This is a genomic window from Sphaerisporangium sp. NPDC051017, from assembly GCF_040683095.1.
Taxonomy (GTDB): domain Bacteria; phylum Actinomycetota; class Actinomycetes; order Streptosporangiales; family Streptosporangiaceae; genus Sphaerisporangium.
In genome coordinates this window covers 70863-88446 of record NZ_JBFBCI010000038.1, presented here as the reverse complement: position 1 = coordinate 88446, position 17584 = coordinate 70863, and the positions used below count along the sequence as shown (strand labels likewise).

General features: G+C 73.0%; 14 protein-coding genes. 8 read left to right on the top strand and 6 right to left on the bottom strand.

Going from position 1 to position 17584, the window contains the following annotated elements:
- Positions 1-189: 189 nt before the first annotated feature.
- Together AB0M95_RS26555 and AB0M95_RS26550 are read left to right on the top strand one after the other, a co-directional pair.
- Positions 190-468 (top strand): GlsB/YeaQ/YmgE family stress response membrane protein, encoded by a 279-nt coding sequence (locus AB0M95_RS26555; RefSeq protein WP_363769862.1) that lies wholly within the window; start codon positions 190-192, stop codon positions 466-468.
- A gap of 169 nt (positions 469-637) precedes the next feature.
- Positions 638-2227: an alkaline phosphatase D family protein gene (locus tag AB0M95_RS26550; RefSeq protein WP_363769859.1), complete on the top strand. Its 1590-nt coding sequence runs from the start codon at positions 638-640 to the stop codon at positions 2225-2227.
- Positions 2228-2306: 79 nt separating this feature from the next.
- On the opposite strand, the gene AB0M95_RS26545 is transcribed toward AB0M95_RS26550, so the two are convergent.
- Both AB0M95_RS26545 and AB0M95_RS26540 read right to left on the bottom strand, forming a co-directional pair.
- The gene (locus AB0M95_RS26545) at positions 2307-3815 is read right to left on the bottom strand and encodes an FG-GAP repeat protein (RefSeq protein WP_363769856.1); all 1509 of its coding nucleotides are present in this window, start codon (positions 3813-3815) and stop codon (positions 2307-2309) included.
- A gap of 159 nt (positions 3816-3974) precedes the next feature.
- Positions 3975-4520, bottom strand: a complete 546-nt coding sequence (locus tag AB0M95_RS26540) for an ATP-binding protein (protein WP_363769854.1) — start codon at positions 4518-4520, stop codon at positions 3975-3977.
- Between the two features lie 255 nt (positions 4521-4775).
- On the opposite strand from AB0M95_RS26540, the gene AB0M95_RS26535 reads away from it, so the two are divergent.
- From AB0M95_RS26535 to AB0M95_RS26520, 4 genes are all read left to right on the top strand, one after another.
- Positions 4776-6143 carry a helix-turn-helix transcriptional regulator gene (locus AB0M95_RS26535; protein WP_363769851.1) on the top strand — a complete coding sequence of 456 codons (1368 nt, stop codon included), beginning with the start codon at positions 4776-4778 and terminating at the stop codon, positions 6141-6143.
- Positions 6140-7051: an aminoglycoside phosphotransferase family protein gene (locus AB0M95_RS26530; RefSeq protein WP_363769848.1), complete on the top strand. Its 912-nt coding sequence runs from the start codon at positions 6140-6142 to the stop codon at positions 7049-7051. The genes AB0M95_RS26535 and AB0M95_RS26530 overlap by 4 nt, the downstream gene beginning before the upstream one ends.
- Before the next feature lie 75 nt (positions 7052-7126).
- The gene (locus AB0M95_RS26525) at positions 7127-8374 is read left to right on the top strand and encodes a cytochrome P450 (protein ID WP_363769845.1); all 1248 of its coding nucleotides are present in this window, start codon (positions 7127-7129) and stop codon (positions 8372-8374) included.
- Between the two features lie 53 nt (positions 8375-8427).
- Positions 8428-9564, top strand: coding sequence for an aminotransferase class V-fold PLP-dependent enzyme (locus tag AB0M95_RS26520; RefSeq protein ID WP_363769842.1), 1137 nt, complete (start codon positions 8428-8430; stop codon positions 9562-9564).
- Between the two features lie 99 nt (positions 9565-9663).
- Here AB0M95_RS26520 and AB0M95_RS26515 read toward each other — a convergent pair whose 3' ends face one another.
- Together AB0M95_RS26515 and AB0M95_RS26510 are read right to left on the bottom strand one after the other, a co-directional pair.
- Entirely contained in the window at positions 9664-10365 is a 702-nt protein-coding gene (locus AB0M95_RS26515) for an RraA family protein (protein WP_363769839.1), read from the bottom strand.
- Between the two features lie 95 nt (positions 10366-10460).
- Positions 10461-11102 carry a maleylpyruvate isomerase N-terminal domain-containing protein gene (locus tag AB0M95_RS26510; RefSeq protein WP_363769836.1) on the bottom strand — a complete coding sequence of 214 codons (642 nt, stop codon included), beginning with the start codon at positions 11100-11102 and terminating at the stop codon, positions 10461-10463.
- A 317-nt stretch (positions 11103-11419) separates the two neighbouring features.
- On the opposite strand from AB0M95_RS26510, the gene AB0M95_RS26505 reads away from it, so the two are divergent.
- Positions 11420-11995 carry a MarR family transcriptional regulator gene (locus AB0M95_RS26505; RefSeq protein ID WP_363769833.1) on the top strand — a complete coding sequence of 192 codons (576 nt, stop codon included), beginning with the start codon at positions 11420-11422 and terminating at the stop codon, positions 11993-11995.
- A 52-nt stretch (positions 11996-12047) separates the two neighbouring features.
- On the opposite strand, the gene AB0M95_RS26500 is transcribed toward AB0M95_RS26505, so the two are convergent.
- Positions 12048-13550 (bottom strand): MFS transporter, encoded by a 1503-nt coding sequence (locus AB0M95_RS26500; RefSeq protein ID WP_363769830.1) that lies wholly within the window; start codon positions 13548-13550, stop codon positions 12048-12050.
- Positions 13551-14047: 497 nt separating this feature from the next.
- Between AB0M95_RS26500 and lon the strand changes: the two genes are divergently transcribed.
- Positions 14048-16426, top strand: coding sequence for an endopeptidase La (gene lon, locus AB0M95_RS26495; protein WP_363769827.1), 2379 nt, complete (start codon positions 14048-14050; stop codon positions 16424-16426).
- Positions 16427-16556: 130 nt separating this feature from the next.
- Here the strand turns inward: lon and AB0M95_RS26490 are convergent, their stop codons facing one another.
- On the bottom strand, positions 16557-17498 hold the full coding sequence (locus tag AB0M95_RS26490) for a M12 family metallopeptidase (RefSeq protein WP_363769824.1): 942 nt from the start codon (positions 17496-17498) through the stop codon (positions 16557-16559).
- Positions 17499-17584 lie beyond the last annotated feature (86 nt).

Sequence of the window (17584 nt, the reverse complement as noted above, 5' to 3'; positions counted from 1 at the left end):
GGGGCGCGGCGGTGTTCTGGAGGAGGAGGGAGGAAGGGGTGAGGAACGAGCCCCTTCCGAGTGACGACGGAAGAACGCCGCCTAAAGGAGCGCCCCGAACACGCCGTGCCGGAGGCTCGGCCATGGGCTCTGTATCGGCCATCCCCCTTTTGGGCATATGGATGATGACCGGAACTACGGAGGCGGCCCATGACAATCACCGGTATCTTCAGCGCGATCATCATCGGTCTGGTGATCGGTGCGATCGCGCGGCTTCTCATCCCAGGGCGGCAGAACATCCCGATCTGGCTGACGATCGTGATCGGTATCATCGCGGCGCTCATCGGCACCGCGATCGCCGGCGCGCTCGGCGTCGTCCCGTCGAGGGGCATCCACTGGCTGGAGTTGCTCCTGCAGATCGTCCTCGCCATCATCGGAGTCCTGCTCGCCAGCAGCCTGTACGGCAAGGGCCGCAGCAAAGTGACGTGACGGGCGCCCGCCCGCGAGGGAAACTTCGCCCGGGATCCGGGAAGTGGTCGCCTCGGCGTCGGCGGGCGTTCAATCACGGTGGGTAACTCGTCCGCCTGTGCGGCAGGTGTTCACGTCAGCGACATCGGACACTTGCCCGCAGGTCGGGCGTAGGGTCTGCACTTAGGGTGTGGAGCAGAACCCGTCACGAAGAGTATTCCTGATCGCCGCGGCGGTGGGGGCCGGTGGCCTTCTGACGCCCGCGTCCGCCGCCGCGTCCGGTACGCGTCAGGCCGCCTCGTGGACCGCCTCCACACGGCCCGGCCGCCTCGCGCCGGACCCGTTCACGCTCGGCATCGCCTCCGGCGACCCGGCCCCGGACGGCTTCGTGCTGTGGACGCGGCTGGCCCCCGACCCGCTCGCCCCCGACGGCCACGGCGGCATGCCGTCCCGCGACGCGGAGGTCACCTGGCAGGTCGCCGACGACGAGCGCTTCCGCCGGGTCGTGCGCAGTGGCACGGCGACCGCGCGTCCCGGCTCGGCGCACGCCGTGCACGTCGAGGTCGAGGGTCTGCGGCCCGGCCGCGAGTACTTCTACCGCTTCCGCTCGGGCGGCCACCTCTCGCCCGTGGGCCGGACCCGCACCACGCCGGACCGGGCCACCACGATCGGGTCGTTCACCTTCGCGGCGGTGTCCTGCGCCCAGTACGAGCACGGCTACTACACGGCCTACCGCCGGATGGCCGAGCAGCACCCCGACCTGGTGGTCCACCTCGGCGACTACATCTACGAGTACTCCGGCGGCGTCTACACGGCCGCGCAGGGCAACGTGCGCCGTCACGTGGGCGGCAAGCTGCAGACGCTGGCCGACTACCGTGTGCGGCACGCCCAGTACAAGACCGACGCCGACCTGCGACTGGCCCACCAGGGCAGCCCGTGGATGGTCATCTTCGACGACCACGAGGTCGAGAACAACTGGGCCGGTGACGTCCCCGGCACGCCGGTGCCCGGCTTCGAGGCGCGCAAGGCGGCGGGGTTCCAGGCGTACTACGAGCACATGCCGCTGCGGGCCTCGGCCGTCGCGCGCGGCCGGCACATGAAGATCAACCGGCGGGTCGCGTGGGGCTCGCTGGCCACCTTCCACCTGCTCGACACCCGTCAGTTCCGCGACGACCAGCCGTGCGGCGACGGCATGCGGTCGGGCTGCGACGAGCGGCTCGGCCAGGAGCGGGTCATGATGGGCGAGGACCAGATGAAGTGGCTCGCCTCCGGGCTCGGCGCCTCCCCGGCCACGTGGAACCTGATCGCCCAGCAGGTCGTCGTCGGACAGCGCGACTACCACCTCGGCCCGGGCCGTGAGCTCAACGTCGACGCCTGGGACGGCTACCCGGCCGACCGGGACCGCCTGCTGCGCACCCTGGCCACCGCGGCGTCCGGCGACCCGGTCGTGCTGACCGGCGACGCCCACGTGGCGTCCGCCTCCGACCTCACGGCCGACTTCGAGGACCCCGACGCCGAGAGGGTCGGCGTCGAGCTGGTCAGCACCTCGATCTCCAGCGACGGCGACGGCTACCACGACGCGGCCCGCGACGCAGCCCTGCTGGACGAGAACCCGTCCCTGAAGTTCCTCAACGAGCGGCGCGGTTACATCATGTGCACCGCCACCCCCGAGGCGCTCACCGCGGACTTCAGGACCCTGGACTACATCAGCCGCAAGGGAGCCCCGGCCAGGACCGCCGCCACCTTCACGGTCCCCGCCGGGGAGCGCGCCCTGACCTGAGGGCGGGGACGACGCCACGGGCCGCTCACCGTTCGCGGTGAGCGGCCCGTTCCCGTCCGGCAGGCCGTTGTACGGGGCCCTAGGAGATGGCGAAGCCGAAGAGGCCCTTCGCGTCGCCGCCGGTCAGCGTGCGGGCGCTCCCGGTGTGCAGGCCCGTGTAGGAGCCGACGCGGACCGAGGAGGGGATCACGGTGACGCGGGCGGCGCCGGGGGAGCCGACGACCAGGCGGGAGCCGGTGATGGCGACCGAGGAGCCGAACAGGTCGCCCGGGTGGTTCGCCCGGCCGTGGACGAAGACGTGGTGGTTCGCGGTGAGGCCGCCGCTGCGGGTGCCGGCCAGGACGAGCACCTCGCCCGCGCCGGGCAGGCCGATGGCCAGCTCGGCGTCGCCGTCGCCGTTGAGGTCGCCCGCGGCCAGCGCGGAGCCGAGGCGGTCGGTGTTCAGGCTCCTGCCCTTGATGCCCTTGGTCTTGCGCGTCCAGAACTCGCTGCCGATCGCGGTGAGCCCCCGCCGGGTGCCGTACAGCACGTGGACGGCCCCGTTGCCGTACATCGGCCCGTCCTGCAGGTCGTCCAGCCCCTCGCCGGGGACGCCGACGGCGAGGTCGTCGCGGCCGTCTCGGTTGAAGTCGCCGGAGGCCAGCGCCGCGCCCAGGTTGTCCCACTTCTCGGCCGTGCCGGGCATGCCCGGGCTGTTCTGGGTGTAGACGCCCGCCTGCCGGGCCCGCAGGTCGGCGATCGTCACCGCGCCCGCGCCGGAGGTGGTGCCGATGTTCGCCCCGGGCGCGCCGATGGCCAGTTCTGCCCGGCCGTTCCCGTCGAAGTCCCCGGCGGCGAGGGCGGCGCCGAACTGGTCGGTCTCGGTGTGCTCCTGGGCGACCCAGGACGTGGCCTGGGTGATGAGCGTGCCCGTGCCGTGCACCGCGCGTCCGTTCAGGCCGAACACGCCGACGCCGCCGCCCTCGTCGAGGCCGGGGATGCCGACGGCCAGCTCGTCGTCGCCGTCGCCGTCGAGGTCCGCCGCGACCAGGGCCGCGCCGAAGCGGTCGGTGTCGCGGGTGCGGCCGAGGCGGGTCACGTCCAGCGTCCCCGCGGGGACGAGGCCGCGCGCGGTGCCGCGCAGCAGGTGCACGATGCCGTTGCCGTCGGCCCCGTCGGGGACCGGGGTGCCCGCGAACTCCTCCGACGCCCCGATCGCGAGGTCGGCGCAGCCGTCGCCGTCGAAGTCCCCGGTGACGACCGCCGAGCCGAAGGAGTCGCCGCGCTCGGGCGCGTCCCCCAGGCCGCCGGAGCCCTGGGAGAGCACGGCGGTCTTCCTGCCGTTCCGGTAGAGCGTCACCGTGCCGGCCCGGGCCTGACCGCCGGCCGTGTCGTACGGCGCGGCCACGACGAGGTCAGGGGCGCCGCACGCCGCCCTGGCACGCGCGGACAGGAGCGCGGAGGGCACGGCCGGCACCGCGGGCACCGTCCTCGTGGGCACCGTCCTCGTGGGCACGGCGGACGCGGCGGAGGCCGGAGCGGGGGCGTGGAGGCCCGCGGCGGCGAGGGCGGCCGCGGCGAGGAGGCAGGAGGCGCGCGAGGCTCTCATACTCCGGATCGTCTCCCTCGATCCGGACATCCGTCCCACCGCAGTATGAAGTTCCCGCGTCGGGGACCTGAACGCGTCCTACCACCCGGACCTATCCGGCGCGACCCGCTCTACCTGTGCCTATCCCGGCGAATGCCACCCGTCCGGGAGGTGAGGGGCTCACTCGGGCGCGGGCAGGGCGAAGGCGACCGCCTTGCCGGCCCCCGCGCCCGACGACATCGTGGTCGGGTACGCGTAGCAGTGCCCGTCGGACAGCTTGTGCGCCAGCAGCAGCCCGCGCCCGTTCTCGGCGAACGAGAGGCCGGTCTCCGGCCCGGCCGGCGCCGTGTGCAGGCGGGCCAGGATGTCCGGGATCTCACCCATCTCGCGCCCGCCGTCGACCATCTCGCACCACACCGGGATGCCGCTCAGGCAGTGGATGCGCAGCTCGTAGGGGCCCTGCGAGTGCTTCTCCGAGTTGGCCGCGAGCTCGGCGACGATGATCTCGGCGTCGCCGATCCCGTCCTCGGCCACGCCGGCGCACGCCAGCGTGTCGCGGACGGCCCGGCGCGCGGCGCGGGAGGCCGTTCCCGGCCGCAGGGCCGTCACGAGGACCCGGAAGGCGTCGCGGCAGGTGTTCCGCAGGCCGTCGCCGGCCCGCCGCTCGTCCTCCAGGACCCCGGTGCGATGGAGAGCCTCCTTGTGAACGGACTGCTCGGCGCGCATGACCTGATCACTCCCTGTGATCTCGATGTGTGAGACGGACGGAGGAAGCGCGCGGTGATCCCCCCGGGGTATGCGTCCGATGGTGGGCGAACCTTGCACGCGGTGGTAAGCCGTCCCACCGATACCCATCCCGTATCTGACCCCGATCGGCCGAACCGATCAGCTCGCACGATCGGTCCTCTCATTCGCCCCTCCCGCACCCTCCGCGACCTGGTTAATTGGGAGGTCAGCTCAATTGACTGTCGAAAGGTCGGCATGAACGTCACTCATGCGAGCGAGCAGGCGATCAGCTTCGCCGTCTGGGAACGGCCACAAATGCGGCAAGCCCTGGCAAGCCGTGACATAGCCACTGTCTACCTCTTATTGCAGCGCGTCGGCGTCTCCCAGCGCCGGATCGCCGCACTGACCGGGCAGTCACAGTCCGAAATCAGCGAGATCCTCAACGGGCGTCAGGTGATGGCCTACGACGTCCTGGTACGCATCGCGGACGGCCTGTCCATCCCGCGCGGCTACATGGGGCTCGCCTACGACGACTCCTCGCTCGGCGTGGTCGCCGTGGCGTCCCCCGGAGAGGAGGACGACGCGGACGAGGACGAGCAGGTACGCCGCCTGCTGGCGCACGCCGCGCAGGTCACCATCGGCGCGGCGGTGGCACGTACGGACGACTGGGCTCTGCCGCTGGCCCGCATCGACACCCCGGTCCCCGTGCGGATCGGCGAGACCGAGGTCGAGCAGGTGGAGTCGGTCACCCAGGCCCTGCGCGTGCTCGACTACCGCTACGGCGGCGGTGTCTGCCGGGACGCGGTGGTCGCGCAGCTCGCCTGGTCGCAGCGCCTGCTCGGCGCCTCCTGCTCGGAGGAGGTCGGGCGGCGGCTGCACCTGGCCCTGGCCGACCAGCACAACCTGGCCGGGTGGACGTCCTTCGACGTCGGCCTGCACGGCCACGCGCGCCGTCACCTGTCCCGGGCGCTGGAACAGGCCAAGCACGCGGGCGACCCCTCGCTCGCGGCGAACATCCTGTACCGCATGGGCCGGGTCCACCTGCACCTGCGCCGCGTCGAGGACGCGCTGCGGTTCTTCCAGCTCGGCCAGATCTGCGCCCAGGACGCCAGTTGCGAGCTCACCGTCGCCATGCTGTGCGCGAACGAGGCTTGGGCGTACGCCCTGCTCGGGGACCGCAAGCTCGCGCTGAAGTCGCTCGAACGCGCCTACGACGAGTTCAACCGCGCCGACCGCCTCAACGCCCCGAGCTGGGTCAGGTTCTTCGGGGAGGCCGATCTGAAGGCCGCCGCCGGCATGATGCACTCGGCGCTGGCCCGCGACCACGCCGGGCACCTGGTCCGGGCCGCCGAGCTGCTGTCCGGCAGCGTGCGCGAGCGCAGCGAGACCTACGCGCGAAGTAAGGTCTTCGAGCTGATAGCGCTGGCCACCGCCCAGTTGCTCCTCGGCGACGTCGAGAACGGCGTGGACAACGGCAACGAGGCCGTCACGCTCGTCACGCAGATCAGGTCGATCAGGACCGTCGACCGCCTGGAGCCCCTGCAGACCGCGTCACGGGACCTGTCGCGCGACTCCGAGGTACGCGACCTGTGCCGGCGCATCGTGGACGTGCGTGCCCTATGAGCGTCGCGACGATCGACCCGTCCGAGGGTCTCACCCACCAGAACCTGCGGTCGCTGCTGGCGGCCGTGTGCGCGGACGCGGGGCTGGACCCCACCGGCGCCGAACTGATCAAGTTCACCAACAACGCCGTGTTCCGGCTGCGCGAGGACCCGGTGGTCGTCCGCGTGGCCGGGTCCACCGCCGCCCGCGAGCGCGTGGACACCGTCGTGCGGGTCGCCCGGTGGCTCGAAGGCCACGGCTTCCCGGCGGTGCGGCTGCTGCCGGACATCAAACAGCCCATCCGGCTGTACGGCCAGGTGGTCACCCTGTGGGCGCATGTCCCGGACGCCGGCCCCCGCCCGGACGGCGCAGACCTCGCCGCGCTGCTGCGCCGCCTGCACCGGCTGCCCCACCCGCCCGGCGGGCTGCCGTCCTGGTCGCCGATGGAGGAGGTCCGCCAGCGGCTCGCCGAGCCCGAGGACCTCGACGCCGCCGACCACGCCTTCCTCATGCGCGAGTGCGACGAGATCGAGGAGGCGCTGGCCGGGCTGCGGTTCGTGCTGCCGCCGGGGGTCATCCACGGCGACGCCTTCCTCGGCAACCTCATCGCCGGGCGCCGGGGACCGGTGCTGTGCGACTTCGACAGCACCACCGTCGGCCCGCGCGAATGGGACCTGACGCCCGTGGCGGTGGGCCGTCTGCGCCTGGACTACCCCGGCGACGACCACGCCCTGTTGGCCAAGAACTACGGCCTGGACGTCATGGAGTGGGACGGCTTTCCCGTGCTGCGCCGGCTGCGGGAGCTGAAGCTGGTCACCAGCGTGCTGCCCATCCTGCGCAGCAACCCGTCCGTCCGCGCCCAGTGGGAGCACCGCATGCGGACCTACAAGGCCCGCGACCTGACCGCCCGGTGGCAGCCGTACAGCTGACCGGAAGCCCGATCCGGCCGTGCGTCTCGCGCCGACGCGCGGCCCCCGCCCCCGCGGGCGTGCCAGGATAAGACCGTGACGACGGCGGTGGAGACGGGCATCGACCTCGCGGACCTCGCGTTCTGGCGCAGGCCGCCGCACGAGCGCGAACGCGACTTCGCGCGGCTGCGCGCGCTGGACCACCCGGTGTTCTTCGCCGAGCGCCGGGTGCCGCTGCTGCGCTCGGGCGCGGGCTTCCACGCGCTGGTGCGCCACGCCGACGTCGTCGAGGCCAGCCGCAACGCCAAGGTCTTCTCCAGCGAGCCCGCCGTGACCAACCCCGAGCCGCCGGGCTGGGTGAAGCACGTCTTCGGCGACTCGATGGTCAACCTGGACGACCCCCGGCACGCGCGCCTGCGCCGCATCGTCTCGCGCGCGTTCTCGCCCAAGATGCTCGCCCGGCTGGACGCGGGCATATACAGGGCCGCCGAGCGCATCGTGGACGACGTCGTCGCGCGAGGGCCCCGGGACTTCGTCGCGCAGGTCGCCGCCCGGCTGCCCATCACCGTCATCTGCGACATGATGGGCATCCCCGACGGCATCCGCGCCCGGGTGCACGCGCACGTGGACACTTCCACCGCCTACACCGGGGTGCGCATGAGCCTGCCGCGCACGGTGGCCATGGCGGGCCGCAACATGGCGGCGCTGTTCGCCCTCCAGCGGCTGGTGATCCGGCTGGGCCGCGAGCGCGCCCGCGAGCCCGCCGACGACCTGGTCTCGGCCCTGGTCAACGCCAACGTGGACGGCGAGCGGCTGACGCCGAGGGAGCTCGGCTCGTTCTTCACGCTGCTGCTGGTCGCGGGCAACGAGACCGCGCGCAACACGATGGCGCACGGGCTCAAGCTGCTCACCGACAACCCCGGCGAGCGCGAGCGCCTCGCCGGGGACTTCGAGGGCCACATCGGCGGGGCCATCGAGGAGACGGTCCGGTACGTCTCGCCCATCATGCAGTTCCGCCGCACGGTCACCGAGCCGTACGAGATGCGTGGCGTGCGGTTCGCGCCCGGCGACAAGGTGGTGCTGTTCTACGGCTCGGCCAACCGCGACGAGGAGGTCTTCCCGGACGCCGGCCGCTTCGACATCACCCGCAAGCCCAACCCGCACGTCGGGTTCGGCGGCCCCGGGCCGCACTTCTGCCTCGGCGCCAACCTGGCGCGCCAGGAGATCAAGATCATGTACCGCGAGCTGTTCACCCGGCTGCCCGGCATCCGGTCCGTCGGCGAGCCCGAGCTGCTGCTGTCCAACTTCGACAACAGCGTCCGCACGCAGGGGTTCACCTTCTAGCGCCACGGGGTCGCTCGCGCGGCGGGCCGGGCCGACGGACTAGTGTCCATTTGGTGAACATCGAAGACTTTCGCCTGGACCCGGCCGCCGCGCACCTCAACCACGGCTCGTTCGGCGCGGCGCCGGACGCCGTGCACCGGCGGCAGGAGGAGCTCCGCCGCGAGGTCGAGCACAATCCCGACGTGTTCTTCGCCACCGTCCTGGACCGCATCGCCAAGGCCAGGGACGAGGTCGCCGCGTTCCTCGGCGCCGGCCCCGAGGGCCTGGCCTTCGTGCGGAACGTCACCGAGGGCGTGGCGATCGCGCTGAACAGCGTGCCGCTCGCGCCGGGCGACGAGATCCTCATCGGCGACCACGTCTACCCCGCCGTCGAGATCGCCGCGCGGCACAGGGCCGGGCGCTCCGGCGCGGAGGTGGTCAAGGCGACGCTCCCCGGCGGGGCGGACGGGGACTGGACGGCCGAGGAGGCGGCCGCCGCCTTCCTCGGCGCCGTCACCCCCCGGACGAAGGTCGCCGTCTTCGACCACATCACCTCCAACACCGCGCGGCTGCTGCCGGTGGGCCACCTGGTGGAGGCCCTGCGCGCCCTCGGCGTCGTCACCATCGTGGACGCCGCGCACGCGCCCGGCATGCTGGACGTGGACGTCAGCGCGATCGGCGCGGACTTCTGGACCGGCAACCTGCACAAATGGGCGTTCGCCCCCCGGTCGTCGGGCGTGCTGGTGGTGGATCCGGCGTGGCGCGCGCGGGTGGAGCCGCTCATCCCCTCGTTCTACCTGGGCGACGGCTTCCCGCGGAGCGTCGAGTTCCAGGGCACCCGCGACTACACGGCCTGGCTCGCCGCCCCGCACGGGATCCGGGTGCTGGAGGAGCTCGGCGTGAACGCCGTGCGCTCCCGCAACGCCGCGCTCGTCGCACGCGGGCAGGAGATCGTCGCGGCGGGCACGGGCCTGCGGCCGTGGCGGGCGGACCCGGAGCTGTCCATGCGCGTCCTGCGCCTGCCCGAGGGCGTGGCCGCCACCCAGCCCCGGGCGGAGGCGCTGTCGGCCGAGATCTTCCGGCGGTTCCAGGTCAGGGCCGGGGTGAGGCCGTGGCCCGGCGCGGGCCTGGTGCGCGTGTCCGCGCAGGTCTACAACACCGAGCACGACTATGAGCGCCTCGCCGACGCCCTGCGGCGGATCCTCGCCTGAAGCACCGGTCCTGCCCGTACCGGCCGGTGTGGGTCGTCGGCGCGGTCGGCCGCAAGAACTGAGCCGGGCCTGAGCCGGTGGGCCGGTACGGGCCGCGGGTCACTCCTCGATGGCCCCGCCCACCGCGCGCAGGTGGTCGCGGAAGGTCAGGGACGGCCGCCGCGACCGCGCGTCGAGGTACGCGGCGAACCCCACCTGCTCGCGCAGGGAGGCGCCCAGGCGGATCCGGTCGGCCTGGCGCCGCTCGGTGTCGCGGATCGTCTCGGCCAGCGGGAACAGGTCCCCGGCCGCGGAGGCCGGGATGAACAGCACGCCGTCGTCGTCGGCCAGGACCACGTCCTCGCGGCTCACCGTCCACTCGGCCACCGTGGCGGCCTCCAGCGCGCCGGGCGGGCGGTCGTCCAGCCGCTGCGGGCCGGTCGGGATCGCGCCCAGGCTGAAGACGGGCAGCCCGATCTGCCGGATGTCGGCGGTGTCGCGGTGCAGGCCCCAGATGGCGATGCCCGCCAGCCCGGCGGCCTTGGCCTCCAGGACCACCAGGTCGCCGACGCAGGACTCGTCGGCGCGCCCGCCGTTGTCGACCACCAGCACGTCGCCGGGCGCGGCGTGCTCGAACGCCTCCAGGAAGACGTCGACGCTGCCCGCGTGCACGGCGGGCGACACGCGGCCGGCCAGGCGCCCGCCCGGCACCACCGCGGTCAGGGACGCGCAGCGCACCGGTACGCGGGCGCGGATGCACGCGTCGGCGAGATGCGCGGTGGTCAGCGTCGCGAACCGCCGCCGAAGCTCCTCGTGTTCCATGTTGTCTCCCTCCGCGGTCACGCGGCGTCTCAAGGCCCGGCGTCCCGGACGGGCCGGGTCCGGGCCGTGGCGGGCGCGGTGTTGTAGGCCGTGTCTCAGATGGCGTTGATGAGGGCCGGAGCGCGCTCGGCCCGGCTGAGCGCCCGCAGCACGTTCGTCGGCCCGTGGCGGCGGACGGCCAGGCGCGACAGCAGGACGACCACGGCGTCGACGGCGCCCAGCGGCAGCGGCGGCGCCGGGATGCCCACGCTGACCGCCAGGTCGTCGGAGTGCACCGCCAGCTCCATCATCCGCGTGACCAGCAGGTCTTCGAGCGTCAGCGACCACGGCCCCCACAGTGGGATGCGCACTGGCCGGTCCGCCGCCACCGCCGGCAGGCGCGCGGCCAGCTCCTCGATGACCTGGTCCACCCGCGCGGCCATCGCCGCCGGGCCCTCCGCCGCGACCTCCTCGCCGCCGTCGCGGATCCGGACGTTGAACTCGTCGTCCACGGGCGCGCCGTTCCACTGCGCGCGGCCGTAGTGCTCCAGCAGGGAGATGGTCTCCTCCCGTGCCTCCGGCCCGGCGAGGATCGGAGGGAGGGCCAGCACCTGATAGGCGAGATGCCCGGCGAGCCCGCTCACGCGGAACTCCGCCAGTGCGCTCGGCCCGTCCCAGGCGGCGGCGACGGCGGGCTCCCGCAGCAGCCCCGCCGCCGAGCGCGCCGTGGCCAGGTAGTCCTCTCTGACACGGCTCATGCCGCACCCCTCCTCGTCTGCGTCACCCGCGTCCCGAACGGCCCCGGGGTCACCGGGCCCCGCCGTCGACGTCCGCCGGCGTGTACCGCGGCCGCCTCCGGAACCGGGGAGGCTCATGTTACGCCCGATCTTCGCCCGGCCATCCGGCGCGGTCGCCCGCCACACCCCGGGCGCCGGGAGCCGTGCGGGCCGGGTGATGCGTGTAGAAAGGGGACGGGAGTCCACACGGCCGGACGTCTGGGCGGGTTCGTTCAGGGGTCCGGAGGTTCCCACCCCGGCAGGGCGCTTCGCCGCGCCCGACACCCGAAGGAGCACGAGTGCCCGCGCACTACTCGTTGACGGAGACCGAGGACGCGGTGAACCGCCGGCTCGGGTCTATGCCGATCAGCCGCGAGGCACTGGTCGCCGTGTCCAACCTGCACCGCGCCGCCGCGGCCGTACGCCAGCACCTGGAGAACTCCGCGCTGCGGGTCGCCGACCTCACCTGGAGCGCGTTCGTCGTGCTGTGGGTGGTGTGGATCTGGGAGGAGATCGAGACCCGGCACGTCGCGGCCGAGGCGGGCATCTCCAAGGGCACGCTGACCGGCATCATCAAGACCCTGGAGTCGCGCGGCCTGGTACGGCGCCGCCAGCATCCCGACGACGGCAGGCTCGCGCTGCTGTGCCTGACCCCCAAGGGGCTGGCGCTGATGGAGCGGCTCTTCCCCGCCTTCAATGAGGAGGAGTCGTTCGTCGTCGAGGCGCTGGACGGCGAGGAGCCGGCGCGCCTGGCCGACACCCTGCGCCGGATCGTCACGCACCTGGAGGAGCACGGCGAGGAGCGCCGCGCCCACCTGCGCGCCAAGACCCCGCTGCCCCCGCGCAAGGGCGGCCGCCGCCGCACGACGACCTGAGCCGGTGTTTCACCGGCCGGCCCGCGGCGGGTCATCCGCCCTCCCGTGGGGGTCACCCGCCGGTCCGCTGCCGGGAACCGTCCACGGGATGGCCCGACTCCAGGGGCGGGGCGCACAGGTCGCAGGCCGCCTTGCGCTCGGGTTCGCGCTCCGGGGCGCGCAGGACGTTCGACCGGATCGTCACGAACGTCAGCAGCGCGGCCAGAACCATCATTGCCGAGCTGACCAGCATCGCCGTATGGAATCCCGAGGTGAACGCGGTGGCGGAGGTGTAGGCGGCGCCGGTGAGCCCGACCAGCGGCGGGATCGCGGCGACGGCGAGCAGGCCGCCGGTGCGGGCGACCGCGTTGTTGACCCCGCTGGCCACCCCGGCGTACCGCTCGTCGGCCGTGGCCAGCACCGTCGCGGTGAGCGGGGCGACCGCGGAGGCCAGCCCGAGGCCGAACAGCGCCACGGCGGGCAGCACGTCCCGCACGTACGTCGCGCCCGGGCCGACCCTGCTCATCAGCAGCAGCCCCGCCGCGCACAGCAGGATGCCGACGGTCATCGGCAGGCGCGGGCCGATGCGCTTGGCGAGCTCGCCCGCCCTCGGCGACAGCAGCAGCATCAGCACCATCACCGGGAGCATCGAGGTCCCGGCGGCGACGGGGGAGAAGCCGGCGGCGACCTGGAGTTCCACGATGAGCAGGAAGGTGACCACGCCCAGCGCGGCGTACATGATCAGGGTGACGATGTTGATCGCGGTGAACTCGCGGTCGGCGAAGACCCGCACCGGCACCAGGGCCGACACCGTGCCGCCGTGCGAGCGGCGCAGCTCCACCAGCACGAACGCCACGCCGAGCGCGACACCGGCCGCGGCGGCGAGCGGCGGCACCGCCCCGTCGCGCTCGATGAGCCCGTAGGTGAGCCCGGCCAGCGCCAGGGCGGCGAGGGCGGCGCCGAGCACGTCGAAGCGGCCGGTGGCCGTCTCGTCCCTGGTCTCGGGGACGTGGCGCACGGCGACCAGGACGACCAGCGCGGCCAGGGGCAGGTTGATCAGGAAGACCCACCGCCAGCCCGCCGTCTCCACGAGCCAGCCGCCGAGCAGCGGGCCGACCGCGCCCGCCACCCCGCCGAGTCCGGACCAGGCGCCCACGGCGCGGGGCCGGTCGTCGCGGGCGAAGGACGACTGGATGATCGCCAGGGAACCCGGGGTGAGCAGCGCACCGCCGATGCCCTGCAGGGCGCGGGCGAGGACGAGCGTCTCGATGTTGGGCGCGATCCCGCACAGCGCCGAGGCCAGGGCGAACCAGACGACTCCGATGACGAAGATCTTCCGCCGCCCGTACCGGTCGCCGAGGGAGCCGCCGAGGAGGATCAGCCCGGCCAGCGTGAGGGTGTAGGCGTTCACCGTCCACTGGAGCCCGGACATCGACGCGCCCAGATCCCTGCCCAGCGCGGGCAGGGCGACGTTGACGACGGTGCTGTCGAGCATGGCCATGCCGGAGCCGAGGACGGTGGTGAGCAGGACCCACCGGCCGCGGGGGGAGTTCATGCGGATGCCGCCTTTGTCCATGCAGACCATCATGCTGGACAAAAAGGCGGTTCTGGTCGTCCGGTCGTCCTGACGAGGTGTTCTCCGTCAAGGCGGGCACCCGTCGCCCTGGGCGACGCCCGGCCTCCCGGCGCCCACCAGGCTTGGTCTCCCAGCCCCGCGAGGCCCGGTCTCCCGGCCCCGCGAGCCGCCGGGATGAACTCCGGGCCTCAGAGCGTTACGAGGGACGCACCACCCGGGACCGCCCCCAGTGGCCCGCTGCGGACGGCACGTCCGGCCGGTCGGGCCGCCGCAGGTCCCGGCCCCGGAGAGAGCCGCCTCACGAGCGGGAACGGTCTCCAGACCCGGCCGGACAGGCCGCCGACCTGGGCGAACCCGAACGAAGGAGCAATCTGCCGAGGCGTGTCCCGACGAGCTGATTACACGATTACGATCGCTCGCAGCGAACACGCGCAGGCTCGGGAACAATCCAGGGCTCTCATTAATTGAGTCGATGTAACTCAACCCTTGGAGTTCGCATGAGTCAGAGCTTGATCCTCCCGGTTCTGCCGCTCGACGACGAGGTCGTCCTCCCCGGCATGGTCGTCCCGCTCGACCTGTCCGACACCGAGGTGCGCGCCGCCATCGACGCCGCCCGGGCCTCCTCCACGTCCCCGAGCAAGCCGCGGGTGCTCCTCGTGCCCCGGATCGACGGCAAGTACGGCGCCGTGGGCGTCACCGCCGTCGTCGAGCAGATCGGAAGGCTTCCCGGCGGCGAGCCCGGCGCCGTCGTCCGCGGTGTGGAGCGCGTGCGCGTCGGCTCCGGCACCACCGGACCGGGAGCCGCCCTCTGGGTGGAGGCGACCCGCGTCGAGACGATCCCCGCCGACGGACGCGCCGAAGAGTCCGCCAAGGAGTACAAGGCGCTGGCCACCACGATCCTGCAGAAGCGCGGGGCGTGGCAGGTCGTCGACGCCGTGAACCAGATCGAGGACGCCTCCGTCCTCGCCGACAGCTCCGGCTACGCGCCCTGGCTGACCACGGCCCAGAAGGTCGAGCTGCTGGAGAACCCCGACCCGACCGAGCGCCTCGCCAAGCTCGTCGGCTGGGCCCGCGAGCACCTGGCCGAGCTGGACGTCGCCGAGACGATCCGCAAGGACGTCCAGGAGGGCATGGAGAAGCAGCAGCGCGAGTTCCTGCTGCGTCAGCAGCTCGCCGCCGTCCGCAAGGAGCTGGCCGAGCTCAACGGCGAGGCCGCCTCCGAGGAGGAGGACTACCGCGCCCGCGTCGAGGCCGCGGACCTGCCCGAGAAGGTCCGCGAGGCCGCCCTCAAGGAGGTCGACAAGCTCGAGCGCACCTCCGACCAGTCGCCCGAGAGCGGCTGGATCCGCACCTGGCTGGACACCGTCCTCGACATCCCCTGGAACACCCGCACCGAGGACGCCTACGACATCGCCGCCGCCCGCGCCGTGCTCGACGCCGACCACACCGGGCTCGACGACGTGAAGAACCGCATCATCGAGTACCTCGCCGTGCGCAAGCGCCGCGCGGACCAGGGTCTCGGCGTCGTCGGGGGCCGACGCAGCGGCGCCGTCCTGGCGCTGGCCGGTCCTCCCGGAGTCGGCAAGACCTCGCTCGGCGAGTCCGTGGCCCGCGCCATGGGCAGGAAGTTCGTCCGCGTCGCCCTCGGCGGCGTCCGCGACGAGGCCGAGATCCGCGGCCACCGGCGCACCTACGTCGGCGCGCTGCCCGGCCGCGTCGTGCGGGCCATCCGCGAGGCCGGCAGCATGAACCCGGTCGTCCTGCTGGACGAGGTCGACAAGGTCGGCGCCGACTACCGCGGCGACCCGACGGCCGCGCTGCTGGAGGTCCTCGACCCGGCGCAGAACCACACCTTCCGCGACCACTACCTGGAGGTCGAGCTCGACCTGTCGGACGTGCTCTTCCTCGCGACCGCCAACGTCCTGGAGGCGATCCCCGGCCCGCTGCTCGACCGCATGGAGGTCGTGACGCTCGACGGCTACACCGAGGACGAGAAGGTCGCCATCGCCCGCGACCACCTGCTGCCGCGCCAGCTCGACAAGGCCGGCCTGACATCCGCCGACGTGACGGTGGAGGAGGACGCCCTGCGCAGGCTCGCCGGCGAGTACACCCGCGAGGCCGGCGTGCGCTCGCTGGAGCGGGCGATCGCCCGGGTGCTGCGCAAGGTCACCGCGAAGGCCGCCCTGGAGGAGGCCGCGCTGCCGGTCAACGTGAGCGCCGCCGACCTGGTCGGCTACCTCGGCAGGCCGCGCCACGTGCCGGAGTCGTCGCTGCCGGAGTCCGCGCAGCGCACCGCCGTCGCGGGCGTCGCGACCGGGCTCGCGGTCACCGGCGCGGGCGGCGACGTCCTGTACGTCGAGGCGTCGCTGGCCGACCCGGAGACCGGCTCCACCGCCGTGACGCTCACCGGCCAGCTCGGCGACGTGATGAAGGAGTCGGCGCAGATCGCGCTGTCCTACCTGCGCTCGCGCGGCGCCGAGCTGGAGCTGCCGGTCGGGTCCCTCAAGGACCGCTCCGTGCACATCCACGTCCCGGCGGGCGCGATCCCCAAGGACGGGCCGTCCGCGGGCGTCACGATGACCACCGCCCTGGCCTCGCTGCTGTCCGGCCGGCCCGTGCGGTCCGACGTCGCGATGACCGGCGAGGTCTCGCTCACCGGCCGGGTGCTCCCCATCGGGGGGGTCAAGCAGAAGCTGCTCGCCGCCCACCGGGCGGGCATCACCACCGTGCTCATCCCGGCGCGCAACGAGCCCGACCTCGACGACGTGCCCGAGGCCGTGCGCGGTGAGCTGACCGTCCACGCGGTCAGCGACGTGCGCGAGGTGCTGGAGATCGCGCTGACCCCGGCCACGGTGGCCGAGCGCGTCGGCGTCTGACCGATCCGCTGACGAGCCGCCGGTTCGGCGGCTCGCGGTGCGGGGCCCAGCACGGCTCACAGTGGGGCGGACCACCCGTAAGGGGGCCCGCCCCCACGCGTTCTCCCGGCCGGGCTCCGGTGGGCAGGCATCAAGGGCAGCCGTAAAGGCCGCGGACGGCGGCCAGGTCCACCTTGCTGAAACCCTTTCTCTGGCCGATCTCGACGGGGAGCGCCGGCACCAGCGTGTCCTGCCCGTTGCTGCTGAAGAATTTCCTCCCGTAGAGCATCACGGAATCGTAGTCGAGCGTCCCGAAGAGCCGGTTGTGTGGAAGGTCGAGTTTCCGGAACTGCGACTCGTATCCGGGAATGACGTTCTCCAGGTGAACGGTCACCGCGCCGTCGCGGTCGGACCGCGAATGCTCGTGGTAGAAGCCGAGCGCGTGCATGAGTTCGTGAATGGCGATGCCCTTGTGCTCACATCCCGGGCCTATCGAGAGTTCCTGTCCCGCGCCCCCGACCCGGCCCACGTAGGAATAGCAGCCGTGACCCTGGACGATGTTCAGATAGCTCTCCTCCGTCGTGCGCGGGACGAAATGCACGCAGGTCTGGATGTGGAAGTCCTTCATCGCCTCCTCGACCGCGGTGCGGGCCGCGGCCGGGAGCTGCGGGGACAACACGAAGGGCACCGTCCGCTCCGGCCACAGGGCGCCCGCCTGGGTGGTGGCCGTCCCGGCGTCCCCCACCCGGCAGCCGCGCGACCGCGCCGGGGCCTCGCCGAAGGGGGTGGCGACCCTGCCGGGCGGGGGCGGGACGGCGTCCGTGATCTCGTCCATCACCTGGGGGAACACCCCCGGGAGGCGGATCTTTCCGGACGCGGCCTCGCCGGGTGTCCCGATGACGATGTCGCCCTCGGTGACGGCGTACCCGTCGATGTCGACGTACCCGACCGTGTACGGACGGCCGGATATATCGGGAATGGTGATGGAAAGCGGCGGAAGTTCGGTCTGCTGCTGCCACACCCAGTCGAACGGGTCGTCCTCGGCGGACGCGGACGGGACGCCCGCCGCCAGGCCGGACAGTGCGATCGCCAATATCACGACTATTCGCATGAATTTCCCCCCGAAAGGCGCCCGTATGGGTTCACGGGCGATCGCGGGTGAACCTACCCGGCGGCCAT

What these genes read in the sequence shown, in the direction of transcription:
- AB0M95_RS26555 (WP_363769862.1), top strand. Translation starts at nt 190, where the DNA reads ATGACAATCACCGGTATCTTCAGCGCGATCATCATCGGTCTGGTGATC.
- AB0M95_RS26545 (WP_363769856.1), bottom strand. Translation starts at nt 3,815, where the DNA reads ATGAGAGCCTCGCGCGCCTCCTGCCTCCTCGCCGCGGCCGCCCTCGCC.
- AB0M95_RS26540 (WP_363769854.1), bottom strand. Translation starts at nt 4,520, where the DNA reads ATGCGCGCCGAGCAGTCCGTTCACAAGGAGGCTCTCCATCGCACCGGG.
- AB0M95_RS26535 (WP_363769851.1), top strand. Translation starts at nt 4,776, where the DNA reads ATGAACGTCACTCATGCGAGCGAGCAGGCGATCAGCTTCGCCGTCTGG.
- AB0M95_RS26530 (WP_363769848.1), top strand. Translation starts at nt 6,140, where the DNA reads ATGAGCGTCGCGACGATCGACCCGTCCGAGGGTCTCACCCACCAGAAC.
- AB0M95_RS26515 (WP_363769839.1), bottom strand. Translation starts at nt 10,365, where the DNA reads ATGGAACACGAGGAGCTTCGGCGGCGGTTCGCGACGCTGACCACCGCG.
- AB0M95_RS26510 (WP_363769836.1), bottom strand. Translation starts at nt 11,102, where the DNA reads ATGAGCCGTGTCAGAGAGGACTACCTGGCCACGGCGCGCTCGGCGGCG.
- AB0M95_RS26500 (WP_363769830.1), bottom strand. Translation starts at nt 13,550, where the DNA reads ATGGACAAAGGCGGCATCCGCATGAACTCCCCCCGCGGCCGGTGGGTC.
- lon (WP_363769827.1), top strand. Translation starts at nt 14,048, where the DNA reads ATGAGTCAGAGCTTGATCCTCCCGGTTCTGCCGCTCGACGACGAGGTC.